We start from the raw sequence: 17,826 nt of genomic DNA on the forward strand, positions 1-17,826 counted from the left end.
CGTACCGCTCCCCAAACTAACCTCTGCCTCCCCACGGGGTTCGCATAGCCTCCTGACCATGACTTCCACCACGCACCCCGGCCCCGCCCCCGACGTCTGGATGCCCTTCGAGGCCGACGAGATCGAAGGGCTTCCCGAGGGCCTCACCTACCGCTTCTGGGACGGCGGAGCCGACTACCCGGCCGACCCCGCCGACTGCGCGTACTACGTCGTCCCCTACATGAAGGGCTCCGAGGTCGCGGTCCGCCCGCTCGCCGCGATGACCCGCGTCCGGGCCGTCCAGACGCTCTCCGCCGGCATCGACCACGTGGAGCCCGGCCTCGGGCTGCTGCCCTCCGGGGTCCGGCTCTGCAACGCCAAGGGGGTCCACGAGGCGTCCACCGCCGAACTCACCCTCGCGCTGATCCTGGCCTCGCTGCGCGGCTTCCCCGGCTTCGTGCACGGCCAGGACAAGGAGGAGTGGCGCGCGGGTTTCTACCCGGCGCTCGCCGACAAGTCCGTGCTGATCGTCGGCTACGGCTCGATCGGCTCGGCCATCGAGGACCGGCTCGTGCCCTTCGAGTGCGCGCGGGTGGCGCGCGTCGCGCGCTCCGCACGGACAACCGCACGCGGACCCGTACACACGCTCGATGATCTGCCCGCCCTGCTGCCCGAGGCCGACGTCGTCATCCTGTCCACCCCGCTGAACGCCTCCACACAGGGCCTGGTCGGCGCCGACTTCCTCGCCGCGATGCGCGACGGGGCGCTCCTGGTCAACGTGGCACGCGGCGGAGTCGTCGACACCAAGGCCCTGCTGTCCGAACTCGAGTCCGGACGGCTGCGCGCCGCCCTCGACGTCACCGACCCGGAACCGCTCCCCTCCGGCCATCCCCTCTGGCATGCTCCGAACGTCCTGATCACGCCGCACGTCGGCGGCAGCACCTCGGCGTTCCGGCCGCGCGCCAAGCGGCTGATCGCCGGACAGCTCAGCCGTTTCGCCGCGGGGGAGCCGCTGCGCAACGTCGTCCGCACCACCGGCTGACCACGCAGCGAGCAGGATCCACTCCGCTCCGTGCCGACAACACCGCAGGTCGTCACGGAGAGTAGAGGAACTATGTCCCTGCGTGACGAGTCTGGTGTATCGTCCCGAACGGGGGGCCGCGTCGTGGCAGGGGCGGCGCCGGGGAGGAAGCCGTACGCGAGGGGGGCGATGGGCGATGAACGACCGATGGGCGAACGATCCGGCGCGCCGCGGGCATCCGGCGGTAGCGGGGTCAACCCGGTGAGCGCGCCGGCGGGCACGCGCACCGCGGTCCTGGCGCCGCTCCGGACCGCCGGCCGGACCCCCGCGCTCGTCCCGCAGCTCGTCCTCGGCCTCGTCTGCGCGGGGTACGCGGTGGGCGCGTCGGTCGGCTGGGGATCGGCCCGACTGGCTCTCTTCATGGGTGACTTCGGGCTCAGCGCCGCCGCGCTCGCCGCCGCCGTCTCCTGCTTCCTCTTCGCCCGCTCCGCCGATCTGCGCTTCCGCCCGGCCTGGCTGCTGTTCTCGCTCTCCTCGCTGATGGCCGCCGGCGGCAACGCCGTCTGGGGGTGGTACGAGGTCGTGCGCGGGGTCCGCGTGCCCAGCCCCTCCGTCGCCGACCTCTTCTTCCTCTGCTTCGCGCCGCCCGCCATCGTCGGCCTGCTGGTCCTCGCCAAACGCCCCGTCACCCGGGCCGGCTGGTTCTGCCTGGTGCTCGACGCCTGGCTGATCGGCGGCTCGCTCCTCACGCTCTCCTGGAGCCTCGCCCTCGCCCACACCGCGCACCTGGCGGACGCCGAGGGCGTCAGCGTGACCCGGGCGGCGCTCTCGCTCGCCTATCCGCTGCTCGACATCGTCCTCGTCTCCATGGTGCTCGCCCTGCACTTCCGGCGCTCCAACGTCAACCGCGCCGCCGTCAACACCGCCATCGCCGCGCTCGCCCTCACCGTCCTGTGCGACGCGCTGTTCACCTCACCGCTGCTGCGCCAGACCTACCACTCCGGCCAGTTGCTGGACGCGGGCTGGTTCGCCGGATCGCTGCTCCTCGCGTACGCCCCCTGGGGCGCCGGCCGGGACGCGCGGGGCGCGGGCGAGGACGCGGCGGGCGCCGCCTCCCGGGCCACCACCGCGCCCAGCCGCCCGATCGCCGGCTCCCTGGCCGCGCTGACGCCGTATCTGGCGGCGGCCGTCTGCACCCTGGGCATCCTCTACAACGTCATCGAGGGCCGCCGGGTGGACCGCGTGGTGGTCCTCACCGGCTGCACGGTGGTGCTCGCGCTGGTCGTCCGGCAGGGCATCATGCTCGTCGACAACATCGCCCTCACCCAGGAACTGGCCCAGAAGGAGAACCACTTCCGCTCCCTCGTGCAGGGCTCCAGCGACGTCATCATGATCGCCGCCCCGACCGGTGTCCTGCGCTACGTCAGCCCCGCCGCCGCCGGGGTCTACGGCCGCGAGGCGGACGAGCTGGTCGGCGCCGAACTGGCCTCGATCATCCACCCCGAGGACCTGGGCCGGGTGGTCCACGAAGTGCGCCGGTTCCTCGCCGCCCCGCCCGCCGAGGAACCCACCACCCGCATCGAGTGCCGCTTCCGCTCCGGCAGCGGCGACTGGCTGAACGTCGAGTCCACCGTCAACCGCCACCAGGGCGGACTGATCCTCAACAGCCGCGACGTCACCGAACGGGTCCGCCTCCAGGCCCAGTTGCAGCACAACGCCGAACACGACCCGCTCACCGACCTGCCCAACCGGGCGCTGTTCACCTCCCGGGTCAGCGCGGTCCTCGGCGGCCGCCGCGCCGGCGACGCGGGCACCGCGGTCCTCTTCATCGACCTGGACGGCTTCAAGGCCGCCAACGACCGCCTCGGCCACCAGGCGGGCGACGAGCTGCTGATCCAGGCCGCCCGCCGGCTCCAGGACTCCGTCCGGTCCGGCGACACCGCCGCCCGCCTCGGCGGCGACGAGTTCGCCGCCCTCATCGTCGGCGACGGCGGACGCGACCAGGCCGCCCGCGAGTTCCAGGTCCACGAGATCGCCGACCGGCTGCGCGTCACCCTCTCCGAGCCCTACCGCGTCGGCGCCGGCGAGGCCCGGGTCACCGCCTCCATCGGCGTCGCCTTCGCCGAGCCCGGCATCACCCCCACCGACCTCATGCGCAACGCCGACCTCGCGATGTACCGCGCCAAGGCCGGCGGCAAGGACCGCGTCGAGCTGTACGCCCCGCAGATGCAGGCCGAGGTGGTCCGCCGCTCCGAGCTGACGGCCCGGCTGCGCAGCGCCCTGCGCGAGGGGGAGTTCGCCCTGCTGCACCAGCCGGTGGTGCATCTGGCCAGCGGCACCGTCGCCGCCGTCGCCGCCCAGGCCCGCTGGCGCTCCGCCCAGGGCCTCCTGTTCACCCCCGCCGAATTCCTCCGGGTGGCCGAGGACAGCGAGCGCACCGCGGAGCTCGGCCGCTGGCTGCTGGAGGAGGCCGTGGAGCGGGCCGCCGACCGGGCCAGAGCCGGCCACCAGGTCGCGGTCGCCGTCCGGCTCCCCGCCCGAAGACTCCTCGACAAGGGCATCCCCTTCGGCTCCGTGGAGGCGCTGCTGACGCGCTACGGGCTGCCCTCCGGGGCGCTGATGATCGAGGTCGCCGACAGCGACCCCCGGGTCCCCTTCGAGGAGCTGGAACAGCGCCTGGCCGCCCTGCGCAGACTCGGCGTGCGGATCGCCCTCGACGGCTTCGGCAGCGGCTACGCCGCGATCAACGCGCTGCGACGGCTCCCCATCGACGTACTCAAACTCGACCGGGGCCTGGTCGAGGGCGTCGTCGAGTCCGCCCGGCTCCACAAGATCACCAGCGGGCTGCTGAGGATCGCCTGCGACCTCGGCATGCAGTCCGTGGCCGACGGTGTCGACGTACCGGAGCAGGTCCTCGCGCTGCGCGCCATGGGGTGCACCCACGGCCAGGGCATGGCGTTCTCCGGGCCGCTCGACGAGTACCGGCTGCGCCGCGCCCTGGTCCGGGGGGAGTTCCCGGTGCCCGGGGGGAAGGCGGTCCGGCCGGTGCTCGCGGGGGGTTCGGTGCCCCTCCTGGCGGGTTCACATACTGAGACGCCCGTCCCACCCACTTGACACGCCGAGTGCGTCGGAGAGAGGGTCAATGCCATGCGCACCCGAATTCTCGTACTTGGACAGCGCGTCGGCTGAAGCGGAGTCCCTCGATGACTCCGCCACCCGCACCGACGCGCTCCCCTCGCTTGCCTCACGGCACGAGGGGTTTTTTGTTGCACTGGCACCACGCAAAACGTCGTAAAACACTCGCGAAAACCTCAGCTTCGAGAAGAGAATGCCGATGACCGAGCAGGCCACCGGGGCCCACCATCCCCAGCCGCGGGCCCGTACGGGCGGATCGTCCTCCGCCACCGTTGAGCACGTCACGGGTGCGCAGTCCCTCATCCGCTCCCTCGAGGAGGTGGGGGCCGACACGGTATTCGGCATTCCCGGCGGCGCCATCCTTCCGGCGTACGACCCGATGATGGACTCCCAGCGCGTCCGTCACGTCCTGGTCCGCCACGAGCAGGGCGCGGGCCACGCGGCCACCGGCTACGCCCAGGCCACCGGCAAGGTCGGCGTCTGCATGGCCACCAGCGGCCCCGGCGCCACCAACCTGGTCACCCCGATCGCCGACGCGTACCTGGACTCGGTGCCGATCGTCGCGATCACCGGCCAGGTCGCCTCCGCCGCCATCGGCACCGACGCCTTCCAGGAAGCCGACATCTGCGGCATCACCATGCCGGTCACCAAGCACAACTTCCTGGTCACCAAGGCCGAGGACATCCCGCACACCATCGCGGAGGCGTTCCACATCGCCGCCTCCGGCCGTCCGGGCCCGGTCCTGGTCGACATCGCCAAGGACGCGCTCCAGGCGAAGACGACCTTCAGCTGGCCGCCGGTCATGGACCTGCCGGGCTACCGCCCGGTCACCAAGCCGCACGCCAAGCAGATCCGCGAGGCCGCCAAGCTCATCACCCAGGCCAGGCGCCCGGTGCTGTACGTGGGCGGCGGCGTCATGAAGGCCGGGGCCACCGCCGAACTCAAGGTGCTGGCCGAGCTGACCGGAGCGCCCGTCACCACCACCCTGATGGCGCTCGGCTCCTTCCCCGACAGTCACCCGCTGCACGTGGGAATGCCCGGTATGCACGGTTCGGTCACCGCCGTCACCGCGCTGCAGAAGGCCGACCTGATCGTCGCCCTCGGGGCCCGCTTCGACGACCGCGTCACCGGCAAGCTGGACAGCTTCGCCCCGTACGCCAAGGTCGTCCACGCCGACATCGACCCCGCCGAGATCGGCAAGAACCGCGAGGCCGACGTCCCGATCGTCGGTGACGCCCGCGAGGTCATCGCCGATCTGGTCCAGGCGGTCCAGGCCGAGCATACCGAGGGCAACACCGGTGACTATGCCGCGTGGTGGAAGGACCTCAACCGCTGGCGCGAGACCTACCCGCTCGGTTACGACCTGCCGGAGGACGGCAGCCTCTCGCCGCAGCAGGTCATCCAGCGCATCGGCGAACTCGCCCCGCCGGACACGATCTTCGCCGCGGGCGTCGGCCAGCACCAGATGTGGGCCTCGCACTTCATCCAGTACGAGCGGCCCGCCACCTGGCTGAACTCCGGCGGCGCCGGGACGATGGGCTACGCGGTCCCGGCCGCCATGGGCGCCAAGGCCGGCATGCCCGACCGCCCGGTCTGGGCGATCGACGGCGACGGCTGCTTCCAGATGACCAATCAGGAGCTCACCACCTGCGCGCTCAACAACATCCCGATCAAGGTCGCCGTCATCAACAACGGCGCCCTCGGGATGGTCCGCCAGTGGCAGACGCTCTTCTACAACCAGCGGTACTCCAACACCGTGCTGCACTCCGGCGCCGACGCCGAGGGCAACGCGGCGAAGGGCACCAGGGTCCCGGACTTCGTCAAGCTGTCCGAGGCCATGGGCTGCCACGCGATCCGCTGCGAGGACCCGGCCGACCTGGACAAGGTCATCGCCGAGGCCAACGCGATCAACGACCGCCCGGTCGTCATCGACTTCATCGTCCACGAGGACGCCATGGTGTGGCCGATGGTCGCCGCCGGCACCTCCAACGACGAGGTCATGGCCGCCCGGGGCGTCCGCCCCGACTTCGGCGACAACGAAGACGACTGAGAGACAGAGAGAGACACGACTCCATGTCCACCAAGCACACGCTCTCCGTCCTGGTCGAGAACAAGCCCGGTGTCCTCGCCCGGATCACCGCCCTGTTCTCCCGCCGCGGCTTCAACATCGACTCGCTCGCGGTCGGAACCACCGAACACCCCGACATCTCCCGCATCACCATCGTCGTGAATGTCGAGGACCTGCCCCTGGAGCAGGTGACCAAGCAGCTCAACAAGCTGGTCAACGTCCTGAAGATCGTCGAACTTGAGCCCTCCGCTGCGATCCAGCGGGAGCTCGTCCTGGTGAAGGTCCGCGCCGACAACGAGACCCGCTCCCAGATCGTCGAGATCGTCCAGCTGTTCCGGGCCAAGACCGTGGACGTCTCCCCGGAGGCCGTCACGATCGAGGCGACCGGCGGCGCCGACAAACTGGAGGCGATGCTCAAGATGCTGGAGCAGTACGGCATCAAGGAGCTGGTCCAGTCCGGCACCATCGCCATAGGGCGCGGCGCGCGCTCGATCACCGACCGGTCCCTGCGCGCCCTCGACCGCACGGCGTAACCCCCCCGGGGGACTCGCCGACCCGCCGCCGCTCGTATGGCGAGACCCGAAAACGTATCTGACGCACCCCGCCGTACGGTGGGACGCAACACCTGCACACCAAGGAGAAGACCCAGTGGCCGAGCTGTTCTACGACGACGATGCCGACCTGTCCATCATCCAGGGCCGCAAGGTCGCGGTCCTCGGCTACGGCAGCCAGGGCCACGCCCACGCGCTGTCGCTGCGTGACTCGGGTGTCGACGTCCGCGTCGGTCTGCACGAGGGCTCCAAGTCCAAGGCCAAGGCCGAGGAGCAGGGCCTGCGCGTGGTGACCCCGTCCGAGGCCGCCGCCGAGGCCGATGTCATCATGATCCTGGTCCCGGACCCGATCCAGGCCCAGGTCTACGAGGAGTCCGTCAAGGACAACCTCAAGGACGGCGACGCGCTGTTCTTCGGCCACGGCCTGAACATCCGCTTCGGCTTCATCAAGCCGCCGGCCAACGTCGACGTCTGCATGGTCGCCCCCAAGGGCCCGGGCCACCTGGTCCGCCGCCAGTACGAGGAGGGCCGCGGCGTTCCGTGCATCGTGGCCGTCGAGCAGGACGCCACGGGCAAGGGCCTGGAGCTGGCCCTCTCGTACGCCAAGGGCATCGGCGGCACCCGCGCCGGCGTCATCAAGACGACCTTCACCGAGGAGACCGAGACCGACCTCTTCGGCGAGCAGGCCGTCCTCTGCGGTGGCACCGCCGCTCTGGTCAAGGCCGGTTTCGAGACCCTGACCGAGGCCGGCTACCAGCCGGAGATCGCGTACTTCGAGTGCCTGCACGAGCTGAAGCTCATCGTGGACCTCATGTACGAGGGCGGCCTGGAGAAGATGCGCTGGTCGATCTCCGAGACCGCCGAGTGGGGCGACTACGTCACCGGCCCGCGGATCATCACGGACGCCACCAAGGCCGAGATGAAGAAGGTTCTCGCCGAGATCCAGGACGGCACCTTCGCCAAGACCTGGATGGCCGAGTACCACAACGGTCTGCCCAAGTACAACGAGTACAAGAAGGCCGACAGCGACCACCTCCTGGAGACCACGGGCCGTGAGCTGCGCAAGCTCATGAGCTGGGTCAACGACGAGGACGCGTAGCGCGCGGGCCCCGGGGGCGGACCACGGTCCGCCCCCGGGGCCGTTCCACCGCTGGAAGAGGCGGCGTCGTACGTGTGTACAAGTCGTCCAGCCTCGTGCGGGTGATCCTTCCAACGGGGCGCAGTGCGCGTCCTGCCGCATGACTACACTTCTCCACACATACACGCGTCAGGCCCACAGTGTCGTGCGTCTTCCACGCGGCAAGCCCCTCCACCGCCTGCGGCCGTCGGGACGGCCGTCCGCACTGGATCTGTGAGGACTCACGTGAGCTCGAAACCTGTCGTACTCATCGCTGAAGAGCTGTCGCCCGCCACGGTGGACGCCCTGGGGCCGGACTTCGAGATCCGGCACTGCAACGGCGCGGACCGCGCCGAGCTCCTCCCCGCCATCGCCGATGTCGACGCCATCCTGGTGCGCTCCGCCACCAAGGTCGACGCCGAGGCGATCGCCGCCGCCAAGAAGCTCCGCGTCGTCGCCCGCGCCGGCGTCGGCCTGGACAACGTGGACGTCTCCGCCGCCACCAAGGCCGGCGTGATGGTCGTGAACGCCCCGACCTCCAACATCGTCACCGCCGCCGAGCTGGCCTGCGGTCTGCTCGTCGCCACCGCGCGCAACATCCCCCAGGCCAACACCGCCCTGAAGAACGGCGAGTGGAAGCGTTCGAAGTACACCGGTGTCGAGCTGAGCGAGAAGACCCTCGGCGTCGTCGGCCTCGGCCGCATCGGCGTCCTGGTCGCGCAGCGCATGTCGGCCTTCGGCATGAAGATCGTCGCGTACGACCCCTACGTCCAGCCGGCCCGCGCCGCGCAGATGGGCGTCAAGCTCCTCTCGCTGGACGAGCTGCTGGAGGTCTCCGACTTCATCACCGTGCACCTCCCGAAGACCCCGGAGACGCTGGGTCTGATCGGTGACGAGGCGCTGCACAAGGTGAAGCCCTCGGTGCGCATCGTCAACGCCGCGCGCGGCGGGATCGTGGACGAGGAGGCACTGGCCTCCGCCCTCAAGGAGGGCCGCGTCGCCGGCGCCGGTCTCGACGTGTACGCCAAGGAGCCCTGCACGGACTCCCCGCTCTTCCAGTTCGACCAGGTCGTCTGCACCCCGCACCTGGGCGCCTCCACCGACGAGGCCCAGGAGAAGGCGGGCATCGCCGTCGCCAAGTCCGTGCGCCTCGCGCTCGCCGGCGAGCTGGTCCCGGACGCGGTCAACGTCCAGGGCGGCGTCATCGCCGAGGACGTGCGTCCGGGCCTGCCGCTCGCCGAGAAGCTGGGCCGGATCTTCACCGCCCTGGCAGGCGAAGTGGCCGCCCGCCTGGATGTCGAGGTCTACGGCGAGATCACCCAGCACGACGTCAAGGTGCTCGAACTCTCCGCGCTGAAGGGCGTGTTCGAGGACGTCGTCGACGAGACGGTGTCCTACGTCAACGCCCCGCTGTTCGCGCAGGAGCGCGGCGTCGAGGTCCGTCTGACCACCAGCTCCGAGTCGCCCGACCACCGCAACGTGGTCACCGTCCGGGGCACCCTGGCCAGCGGCGAGGAGGTCGCGGTCTCCGGCACCCTGGCCGGCCCGAAGCACCTCCAGAAGATCGTCGCCATCGGTGACCGCGACGTGGACCTGGCTCTGGCCGACCACATGGTCGTGCTGCGCTACGACGACCGCCCCGGCGTCGTCGGCGTGGTCGGCAAGGTCCTCGGCGAGGCCGGTCTGAACATCGCGGGCATGCAGGTCTCCCGCGCCGCCGCGGGCGGCGAGGCGCTGGTCGTCCTCACCGTCGACGACACCGTCCCGGCGTCGGTGCTGGCCGAGATCGCCTCGGAGATCGGCGCCGCCTCGGCCCGTTCGGTCGACCTGACCGACTGATCCTCCGCGCGGACCCCGCGTCCGAGCCCCCGTACCCGGCATCTAGACGCACGTCTTACACAAACGTCTGCATGCCGGGTACGCTGCTGTCATGGGACATCGTGAGGATCTGCTCGAAGGCGCCAAGCGCTGCCTGCTGGAGAAGGGGTACGCCCGCACGACGGCACGCGACATCGTGGCCGCGTCGGGCACCAACCTCGCCTCCATCGGCTACCACTACGGCTCCAAGGAGGCCCTGCTCAACCTCGCCTTCCTCAAGGTGGTGGAGGAGTGGGGCGAGGTGCTGACCGAGGGCGACGACGCGACGCCGGACGCGCGGGAGGTGCCGGCCGCACCGCTCGACCAGTTCCGCGAGACCTGGGAGCGGGTGATCGGCAGCTATGAGCGGACCCGCGCCGTCTGGCAGCTCCAGATGGAGGTCATCTCCCGGATCGACTCCGACCCGGGCCTCCAGAAGGCCCTCGCCGGACCTCAGAAGGAGGGCCGCGACGGCCTCGCGGAGTCCATGCTCGGCATCGACCCCGAGACCGACCCGGAGAAGGCGCGGGTGGCCGGCCTCTTCTGCCAGGCGCTGCTCGCCGGGGTCATGGTCCAGTGGCTGATGGACAGCGCGTCGGCGCCCTCCGCGCAGGACCTGACGGACGGTCTGAAGGTCGTCCTGGAGGGCCGGCCGCGCCCCGCCGCCGCTCCGGCCGGCACCGCGCGATGACCGTCCGGACGGGGCAGGACTTCGCGCTCGACCGGGCGGTCGCGGACGTCGAGGCCCTGGCAAACGCCCCACTGCCCGAGGGCGGACCGGTCACCGCCGAGGGCGATCCCGGTACGGGGGAGTGGGCGGCGACCACCGGGGACGGTTTCCGGATCGTCCCGCTCTGGGAGTCCGGCTCCCTCGTGGGGGTGGACGGCCCCGCCTGGGACGAGGCCCAGGAGGCCGCCGACGCCCGGCTGGCCGCGCTCGCCGGGGAGCTGGACCGCCGCTGGGGCGGCCACCGCGAGGTCCCGGTCCACGGAGCGCTCCTGCTCCACCAGGAGGGCGAGCCCGTGCCCGAGCTCTTCGCGGCGCTGCTCGACGAGGACTGCACCGGCGATCTGCTCGTCTGGGGACCGCTCGCCGGCCGGCGGCGCTGGATCGCGGTGGGCGTCGGCCACAGCGACGGCGACGCCCCCCTGATCATGGCCGCCGCCGTCAGCGACCGTCCGATCGTGGCCCCGGACCCGCCCGCCTGGCTCTGATCCGACGACGGGCCCCGGACCCGGGCCGGTTCCGAGTTCCTGTCCTACGCCGGTGGCAGTGCCCGGCACAGCGCGTCCAGCGCGGCGCCGAAGGCGTGGTCCGGTGGCGTCGCGTACCCGACGACCAGGCCGTCCGGGGCGCCCGCCGGCGCGGCGGGATGACGGAAGGAGTCCAGCCCGTCCAGGGCGAGCCCCTGCCAGGTGGCGGCCTTCACCGTGGACCGCTCGGTCCCGGGCGGCAGACGCAGCACGGCGTGCAGCCCGGCCGCGATGCCGGTGGCCGCGATGTGCGGGGCCCGCGCGGCGAGCGCCGCCACGAGCCGGTCGCGGCGGTCGCGGTAGGCGCGGCGCATCCGGCGGACATGGCGGTCGTAGTGGCCGGAGGCGATCAGCTCGGCCAGGGTCAGCTGGTCGGGCACGCTCACCCACGCCTCCCGTTCCCCCTTCGCCGCCAGCACGCGCTCCACCAGCCGCTCGGGCAGCACCATCCATCCCAGCCGCACGGCCGGCGACAGGCTCTTGCTCACCGAACCCACGTACAGCACCCGGTCCGGGTCCAGCCCCTGCACGGCCCCCACCGGCTCCCGGTCGTAGCGGAACTCCCCGTCGTAGTCGTCCTCCACGAGCAGCCCGTCCCGGCTCCGCGCCCAGTCGACGACCGCCGCCCGGCGCCCGGGACCCAGCGGACCGCCCGTCGGGAACTGGTGCGCGGGCGTCAGCAGGACCGCGCGCACCCCGGACAATCCCGTCAGATCCCCGGTCCTCGCCCCCTCGGCGTCGAGCGGCAGCGGAACGGTGCGCACCGAGGCGGCCTCCAGGACCGCGCGATGGAAGGGCAGCCCGTACGCCTCCACGGCGAGCCGGCCGCGTACCACCCCGCACGCCGTCAGCAGCCGCAGGGCGTGGGAGAAACCCGAGCAGACCACGATGCGGTCCGGGGTGGTGCGCACGCCCCGGGCGCGCCCCAGATAGTCCGCCAGGGCGCCGCGCAGCTCGTCGCGGCCCCGGGGGTCGCCCGGTGCGAAGGCGTCGTTCGGCGCCGCGTTCAGGGCCCGGCGGGCGGCGGCCAGCCAGGCGGACCGGGGGAACGAACCGGCGTCCGGCTGCCCCTGGCGCAGATCGTGCGCCGGTCCGGGCGCGCGGTGCGGCGCCGTGCGCGGGGTCCGGGCGGAGGCGACGGGGGCGGCCCGCCGGGCGACCCGGGTCCCGGAGCCCTGGCGGGCCGTCAGCCAGCCCTCGGCGACCAGCTCGGCATAGGCGTCGGCCACGGTGTTGCGGGCCAGGCCCAGATCGGCGGCGAGCGAACGGTAGGGCGGCAGCCGAGCGCCGGGGGCCAGCCGGCCGTCCCGGACGGCCTCGCGCAGGGCGCGGATGAGCACCGCCCGCCGGCTGCCCGGACCGGCCAGCTCCACCAGCAGGTCACTGCCGATCGACTCCGGAGAATTGACCCATGATTCCGCCATGGAAATGCACCCTACGCGAGGTCTTTCGCGCTTCTAGCGTGGAGACATGACACACACCACCGCAGCGGTCCCCGCCCCCCGGATCAACTTCGCCAAGGCCGCCCCGAAGGCCTTCAGGTCCCTCATCGGCCTCGACGCCGCCGCCCGCCAGGACCTCGACCCCGCCCTCGTCGAGCTGGTCCAGATCCGCTCCTCGCAGCTCAACGGCTGCGCCTACTGCCTGCACATGCACACCCAGGACGCCCGCAAGGCCGGGGAGAGCGAGGAGCGGCTGCACATGGTGGCCGTATGGCGCGAGGCCGCGCACTTCTTCACCGCGGAGGAGCGGGCGGCGCTGGACCTCACCGAGGCCGTCACGCTCGTCGCGCGGGGCGGGGTGCCGGACGAGGTCTACGGACGGGCGGCGGCCGTCTTCGACGAGACCCGGCTCGCCGGACTGCTGGCCCTGATCTTCACCATCAACACCTGGAACCGGATCGCCCTGTCCACGGGCAAGGTGGCGGGCACCGACGAACGGGCCGCGTAGGGCGCCCGGCCCGCCGGGCCTCAGAGCCGGGACGCCTTGAGCGCCATGTGCAGCAGCAGCCGGTCCTCGCCGTCGTTCAGGTCGAGGCCGGTGAGCTGCTGCACCCGGGAGAGGCGGTAGTAGAGCGTCTGCCGGTGGATGCCCAGCTCGGCCGCCGTGCGGGAGGCCTGGCCGGCGCGGTCGAGGAAGACCTCGGCGGTGTGCGCCAGCTCCCGCTGCGCGGGGGCGAGCAGCGGACGCACCGCGCGGTCGGCCGCGCTGTGCGGCGGCAGTGCGGTTAGCAGCCGGTAGGGGCCGATGGCGGACCACTCGGCGAGCGGGCCGAAGCGGCTCTCCGCCGCCGCCGCGCGGGCCGCCGCCGCGGCCTCGTGCCAGGCGTCCGCCAGCTCCGTGAGCCCTCGTCGGGCCACCGCGATCCCGGCCGTGGCCCCGGGTCCGGCCGCGGCGCGCAGCCGCTCGGCGGCGGTGAGCGCCGGGTCCAGCACCTCGGGGGCGCGCAGCCGGATCAGCGCGGCGAGCGCCGGACGGCCCGTGCCGCCCGGGGCGGTCGCCGCGGACAGCGCCGCCGCCGACGGCACCGTACGCGCCGACGGCGGCTCGCCCGCCCACGGCATCACGCAGACCACCGTGTGCAGCCCGTCCGCGTCCGGGCCCAGCGCCTCGCTGAGCGCGGCCACCGCCATGTCGCGCTGCCAGCCCGGCCCGGCCGGCAGCACCGCCCCGAACTCCCGGGAGAGATCCGTGCCGGCCCGCGCCTCGTCCCAGAGCAGCCCCCCGATCCGGGCCGCCACCTCCATCGCGGACTCCAGCTGCCGGTCGGTCGGGCCCGGGTCCGCGTCGAGCAGCCAGACGTAGCCGAGGACCACCCCCCGATGGCGTACCGGAAGGCAGATCCGGTCGCGGTAGACACCGGCCTCCGGGGCGGCCGGGATGCGGACGGGGCCCGTGGCGCGGGTGATGCCGAAGTTCTCGAACCAGGCGCGGACGGCCGGGGTCGAGCGGCGCGTGAGGATCGACCGGGTCCGGACCGGGTCCATCGCCGTGTCGTCGTCGCTGTCGTGGGCGCCGAAGGCGACGAGGCCGAAGTCGCGGTCCTCCAGCGTGGCCGGCACGCCCAGCGTCGCGGAGATCTCGTCGACCAGCTCCTGGTAATCGCCCTTCACCCGGACATTCTCGCACCCCCTTCAGACATATGTCTGAGATCCAGGGCACGGATGCGTGACAGCTGTCGATGGCACAGGATCGGAGGGATCCTTAGATTTCACGGTGGTTCTCCGTGCTGTACCGCTTCTGTCCCCCTTCGGGGCACTTGGGCGGTTCGGCCTTCGTTCGTACTTTCCGTGGAGGTGCCCCGTGCTGGGTCCCGTGATTCTCGCCGCGTCACGCAGCGACAAGATGCGCCGTTTCATCTCGGCCGCCCCGGGCACGAAGCAGGTCGTCGACCGGTTCATCGCCGGCGAGACCGTCGACCAGGTCGTCCCGATCATCGAGGACGCCGCCGACAAGGGCCTCGAAGTCACCCTCGACGTGGTCGGCGAGGACATCACCACCCCCGAGCAGGCCGCCGCCGCGCGCGACGCCTACCTGGAGCTCATCGAGCGCCTCAAGGACCTGGGCCTCGGCACCAGGGCGGAGATGTCCGTCAAGCTCTCCATGTTCGGCCAGGCGCTGGACGGAGGCCATGAGCTGGCCCTCGCCAACGTCCGCCCGGTCGTCGAGGCCGCCGCCGCGATCGGCACCACCGTCACCCTGGACGCCGAGGACCACACCACCCTCGACTCGATGTTCGCCATCCACGAGGAGCTGCGGAAGGACTTCCCGCAGACCGGCTGCGTCATCCAGGCCTACCTCTTCCGCACGGAGGAGGACGCCCGCCGGCTGGCCGCCGCCGGCAGCCGGGTGCGCATCGTGAAGGGCGCCTACAAGGAGCCCGCCTCCGTCGCGTACCAGGACAAGGCCGAGATCGACAAGGCGTACGTCCGCATCCTGAAGACGCTGATGGAGGGCGAGGGCTACCCGATGATCGGGTCCCACGACCCCCGCCTGATCGCCATCGCGCAGGAACTGGCCCGCAAGGCCGGCCGCAAGCTCGACGAGTACGAGTTCCAGATGCTCTACGGCATCCGCAGCGACGAGCACGTCCGCCTCGCCGCCGAGGGCCACCGCATGCGCGTGTACACCGCCTACGGCACCGACTGGTACGGCTACTTCATGCGCCGCCTCGCCGAGAAGCCGGCCAACCTCCTCTTCTTCGGCCGCTCCATCCTCACCAAGGGCTGAGCACTCCTCCATCCGACTACATAAAGGAGCAACGGACACCATGGACGCTGTCACCCAGGTCCCCGCACCGGTCAACGAGCCGGTCCACTCCTACGCCCCGGGCACCCCGGAGCGCGCCCGTCTGGAGGCGAAGCTCAAGGAGCTCGGCGAGAACCCGATCGAGCTGCCGATGACCATCGGCGGCGTCAAGCGCATGGGGGGCGGCGAGCGCGTCGACGTCGTCCAGCCGCACAACCACAAGGCCGTCATCGGCACCTTCGCCGGGGCCACCGAGCAGGACGCCCGGGACGCCATCGACGCCGCGCTGGCCGCCGCGCCGGGCTGGCGCGCCACGTCCTTCGACGACCGCGCCGCGATCATCCTGCGCGCCGCCGAACTGCTGGCCGGCCCCTGGCGCGAGACGCTGGCCGCCTCCACGATGCTCGGCCAGGGCAAGACCGCCCAGCAGGCCGAGATCGACTGTCCCTGCGAGCTGGTCGACTTCTGGCGCTTCAACGTGCACTACGCGCGCCAGATCCTCGCCGAGCAGCCCCCGGCCAACTCCCCGGGCGTGTGGAACCGCATGGACCACCGCCCGCTGGAGGGCTTCGTCTACGCGATCACGCCGTTCAACTTCTCGGCCATCGCCGCCAACCTGCCGACCGCGCCCGCCCTCATGGGCAACGTCGTCGTGTGGAAGCCGTCCCCGACCCAGACCCACGCCGCCGTGCTGCTGATGCGGCTGCTTGAGGAGGCCGGGCTGCCCAAGGGCGTCATCAACCTGGTGACCGGTGACGGCATCGCCGTCTCCGAGGTGGCCCTGAACCACCGCGACCTGGCCGGCATCCACTTCACGGGCTCCACCCCGACCTTCCAGCACCTGTGGAAGACCGTCGGCACCAACATCGCCACCTACCGCACCTACCCGCGGCTCGTCGGCGAGACCGGTGGCAAGGACTTCGTCGTCGCCCACCCGTCGGCCGACCGGGCGGTCCTGAAGACCGCGCTGACCCGCGGCGCCTTCGAGTACCAGGGCCAGAAGTGCTCGGCGACCTCGCGCGCCTACATTCCGGCCTCCATCTGGAACGACGGCTTCAAGGAGGCGTTCGCCGCCGAGGTCGACTCCATCACGATGGGCGACGTCACCGACCTGTCGCACTTCATGGGCGCGGTCATCGACGAGCGGGCCTTCGCGAAGAACAAGGCCGCCATCGACCGCGCCGCGGCCGACCCGGCGTGCACGATCGTCGCGGGCGGCACCTACGACGACTCGGTGGGCTACTTCGTCCGCCCGACCGTCATCGAGTGCGCCGACCCGGAGAACGAGGTCTTCACGACCGAGTACTTCGGCCCGATCCTCGCCGTCCACGTCTACGAGGACGAGAACTACGACGCCATGCTGGACCAGATGGAGTCGGTCTCCGACTACGCCCTGACCGGCTCGGTCATCGCGGGCGACCGCGCCGCGGTCGCGGCCACGATGGAGAAGCTCCGCTACGCCGCGGGCAACTTCTACATCAACGACAAGTCGACCGGTGCCGTCGTCGGCCAGCAGCCCTTCGGCGGCGGGCGCGCCTCGGGCACCAACGACAAGGCCGGCGCCCCCCAGAACCTCCAGCGCTGGACCCTGACCCGGGCCATCAAGGAGACCCTGGTCCCGCCGACCGAGTACACCTACCCCCACCAGGGCTGACGCCCCCGGGGCGCCTGCGGACGCCCCGCCCCGATTCCCGCCCCCCGCCCGGTTCCCCTGCCGGCCGGGGGGCGGTTTCCATGTGCCTTCCCATGGCCGCCGGACGGCTGACAGGCTGGGTCCCATGACCCAGCCCATGCCGCGCACCGCGCACACCTCTCGTCTCTCGCCCGCCTTCCTCGACGAGATCCACGCGTTCCTGGACACCGCCTTCGAGGGCCGGTTCGACGCCCACGACTGGGACCACACCCTGGGCGGCATCCACGCCTGGGTGAGCGACGACAGCGGGCTCCTCGCCCACGGCAGCGTGGTGCAGCGGCGCGCGGTCCACGCCGGGCGTTCGCGCCGGGTCGGATACGTGGAGGGCGTCGCCGTCCGCGCCGACCACCGGCGCCGGGGGCTCGGCGGGCGGATCATGGCCGCCCTGGAGGAGGTCGTCGACGGGGCGTACGCCTTCGGGGCGCTGGCCGCGTCGGCCGGCGCGGTCCCGCTGTACACCGGGCGCGGCTGGACGGCGTGGCCCGGACGGATCGCGGTCCAGGGTCCCGAGGGCGTCGTCCGGCTGCCGCACGAGGAGGGCAGCACCTATGTCCGGGGGGTCGGCGGCGCACCCCTTCCGGCGACCGGGGAACCGGGCGCCGACCTGCTGGTCTTCGACTGGCGGGACGGCGACGTGATGTGAGCGGAGGGGAGGTGTGCGTAAACCTCCGTCTCAGATAGTAGGAAGTCCGAGTAATTGTGGAGACAGACCGGCTGGGCTGCCTTAGCTTTGTAGAAGCCGAACGTCTCGCTTGATCAAGCGACTGGCGGTCGTGAGCGCGCGCCCCGCGCAGGCAACCCCTGTGGCGCCCGCTCCCCGCCCCTTCCGGCACCTCGAAATCACTGATCTCGACATCACGCTCACGCTGTGCCGATTTCGAAATCCTCGCGATCTCAAGGAGT

Annotated in this window: 14 protein-coding genes; 12 read left to right on the plus strand and 2 right to left on the minus strand. The window is 71.9% G+C overall.

Translation table 11 applies throughout. The annotated features are described in order from the left end of the window. The first annotated feature begins 58 nt into the window (after nt 1-58). The 8 genes from ACWCXC_RS17890 (at nt 59) to ACWCXC_RS17925 (ending at nt 10,943) form a co-directional block, all read left to right on the plus strand. Complete coding sequence (locus ACWCXC_RS17890) at nt 59-1,021, plus strand: 2-hydroxyacid dehydrogenase (RefSeq protein WP_450680314.1); 963 nt, start codon at nt 59-61, stop codon at nt 1,019-1,021. Between the two features lie 240 nt (nt 1,022-1,261). After that, the gene (locus tag ACWCXC_RS17895) at nt 1,262-4,114 is read left to right on the plus strand and encodes a putative bifunctional diguanylate cyclase/phosphodiesterase (RefSeq protein WP_450889726.1); all 2,853 of its coding nucleotides are present in this window, start codon (nt 1,262-1,264) and stop codon (nt 4,112-4,114) included. Nucleotides 4,115-4,328: 214 nt separating this feature from the next. After that, the gene (locus ACWCXC_RS17900) at nt 4,329-6,185 is read left to right on the plus strand and encodes an acetolactate synthase large subunit (RefSeq protein WP_450680316.1); all 1,857 of its coding nucleotides are present in this window, start codon (nt 4,329-4,331) and stop codon (nt 6,183-6,185) included. Nucleotides 6,186-6,208: 23 nt separating this feature from the next. Further along, complete coding sequence (gene ilvN / locus ACWCXC_RS17905; RefSeq protein WP_018553223.1) at nt 6,209-6,736, plus strand: acetolactate synthase small subunit; 528 nt, start codon at nt 6,209-6,211, stop codon at nt 6,734-6,736. A 115-nt stretch (nt 6,737-6,851) separates the two neighbouring features. Further along, nucleotides 6,852-7,853: a ketol-acid reductoisomerase gene (ilvC, locus tag ACWCXC_RS17910; protein ID WP_383644544.1), complete on the plus strand. Its 1,002-nt coding sequence runs from the start codon at nt 6,852-6,854 to the stop codon at nt 7,851-7,853. A gap of 264 nt (nt 7,854-8,117) precedes the next feature. Further along, nucleotides 8,118-9,710, plus strand: coding sequence for a phosphoglycerate dehydrogenase (gene serA / locus ACWCXC_RS17915; protein ID WP_450680317.1), 1,593 nt, complete (start codon nt 8,118-8,120; stop codon nt 9,708-9,710). 91 nt (nt 9,711-9,801) lie between these two features. After that, the gene (locus ACWCXC_RS17920; protein WP_450680318.1) at nt 9,802-10,419 is read left to right on the plus strand and encodes a TetR/AcrR family transcriptional regulator; all 618 of its coding nucleotides are present in this window, start codon (nt 9,802-9,804) and stop codon (nt 10,417-10,419) included. After that, the gene (locus ACWCXC_RS17925) at nt 10,416-10,943 is read left to right on the plus strand and encodes a hypothetical protein (protein ID WP_450680319.1); all 528 of its coding nucleotides are present in this window, start codon (nt 10,416-10,418) and stop codon (nt 10,941-10,943) included. Before ACWCXC_RS17920 ends, ACWCXC_RS17925 begins: the two co-directional genes overlap by 4 nt. A 44-nt stretch (nt 10,944-10,987) precedes the next feature. Here the strand turns inward: ACWCXC_RS17925 and pdxR are convergent, their stop codons facing one another. Beyond that, entirely contained in the window at nt 10,988-12,406 is a 1,419-nt protein-coding gene (gene pdxR, locus ACWCXC_RS17930; protein WP_450889730.1) for a MocR-like pyridoxine biosynthesis transcription factor PdxR, read from the minus strand. Between the two features lie 46 nt (nt 12,407-12,452). On the opposite strand from pdxR, the gene ACWCXC_RS17935 reads away from it, so the two are divergent. After that, a complete protein-coding gene (locus tag ACWCXC_RS17935; protein ID WP_450889732.1) occupies nt 12,453-12,932 on the plus strand; it encodes a carboxymuconolactone decarboxylase family protein in 480 nt (159 codons plus the stop codon). 20 nt (nt 12,933-12,952) lie between these two features. On the opposite strand, the gene ACWCXC_RS17940 is transcribed toward ACWCXC_RS17935, so the two are convergent. Continuing rightward, entirely contained in the window at nt 12,953-14,095 is a 1,143-nt protein-coding gene (locus ACWCXC_RS17940) for a PucR family transcriptional regulator (protein ID WP_450889734.1), read from the minus strand. Nucleotides 14,096-14,285: 190 nt separating this feature from the next. Between ACWCXC_RS17940 and ACWCXC_RS17945 the strand changes: the two genes are divergently transcribed. From ACWCXC_RS17945 to ACWCXC_RS17955, 3 genes are all read left to right on the plus strand, one after another. Further along, on the plus strand, nt 14,286-15,212 hold the full coding sequence (locus ACWCXC_RS17945) for a proline dehydrogenase family protein (protein WP_450889736.1): 927 nt from the start codon (nt 14,286-14,288) through the stop codon (nt 15,210-15,212). 40 nt (nt 15,213-15,252) lie between these two features. Beyond that, complete coding sequence (gene pruA, locus ACWCXC_RS17950; protein ID WP_450680324.1) at nt 15,253-16,884, plus strand: L-glutamate gamma-semialdehyde dehydrogenase; 1,632 nt, start codon at nt 15,253-15,255, stop codon at nt 16,882-16,884. Between the two features lie 124 nt (nt 16,885-17,008). Beyond that, nucleotides 17,009-17,566, plus strand: a complete 558-nt coding sequence (locus ACWCXC_RS17955) for a GNAT family N-acetyltransferase (protein ID WP_450889738.1) — start codon at nt 17,009-17,011, stop codon at nt 17,564-17,566. Nucleotides 17,567-17,826 lie beyond the last annotated feature (260 nt).

This window comes from Streptomyces sp. NPDC001515 (genome assembly GCF_053597115.1).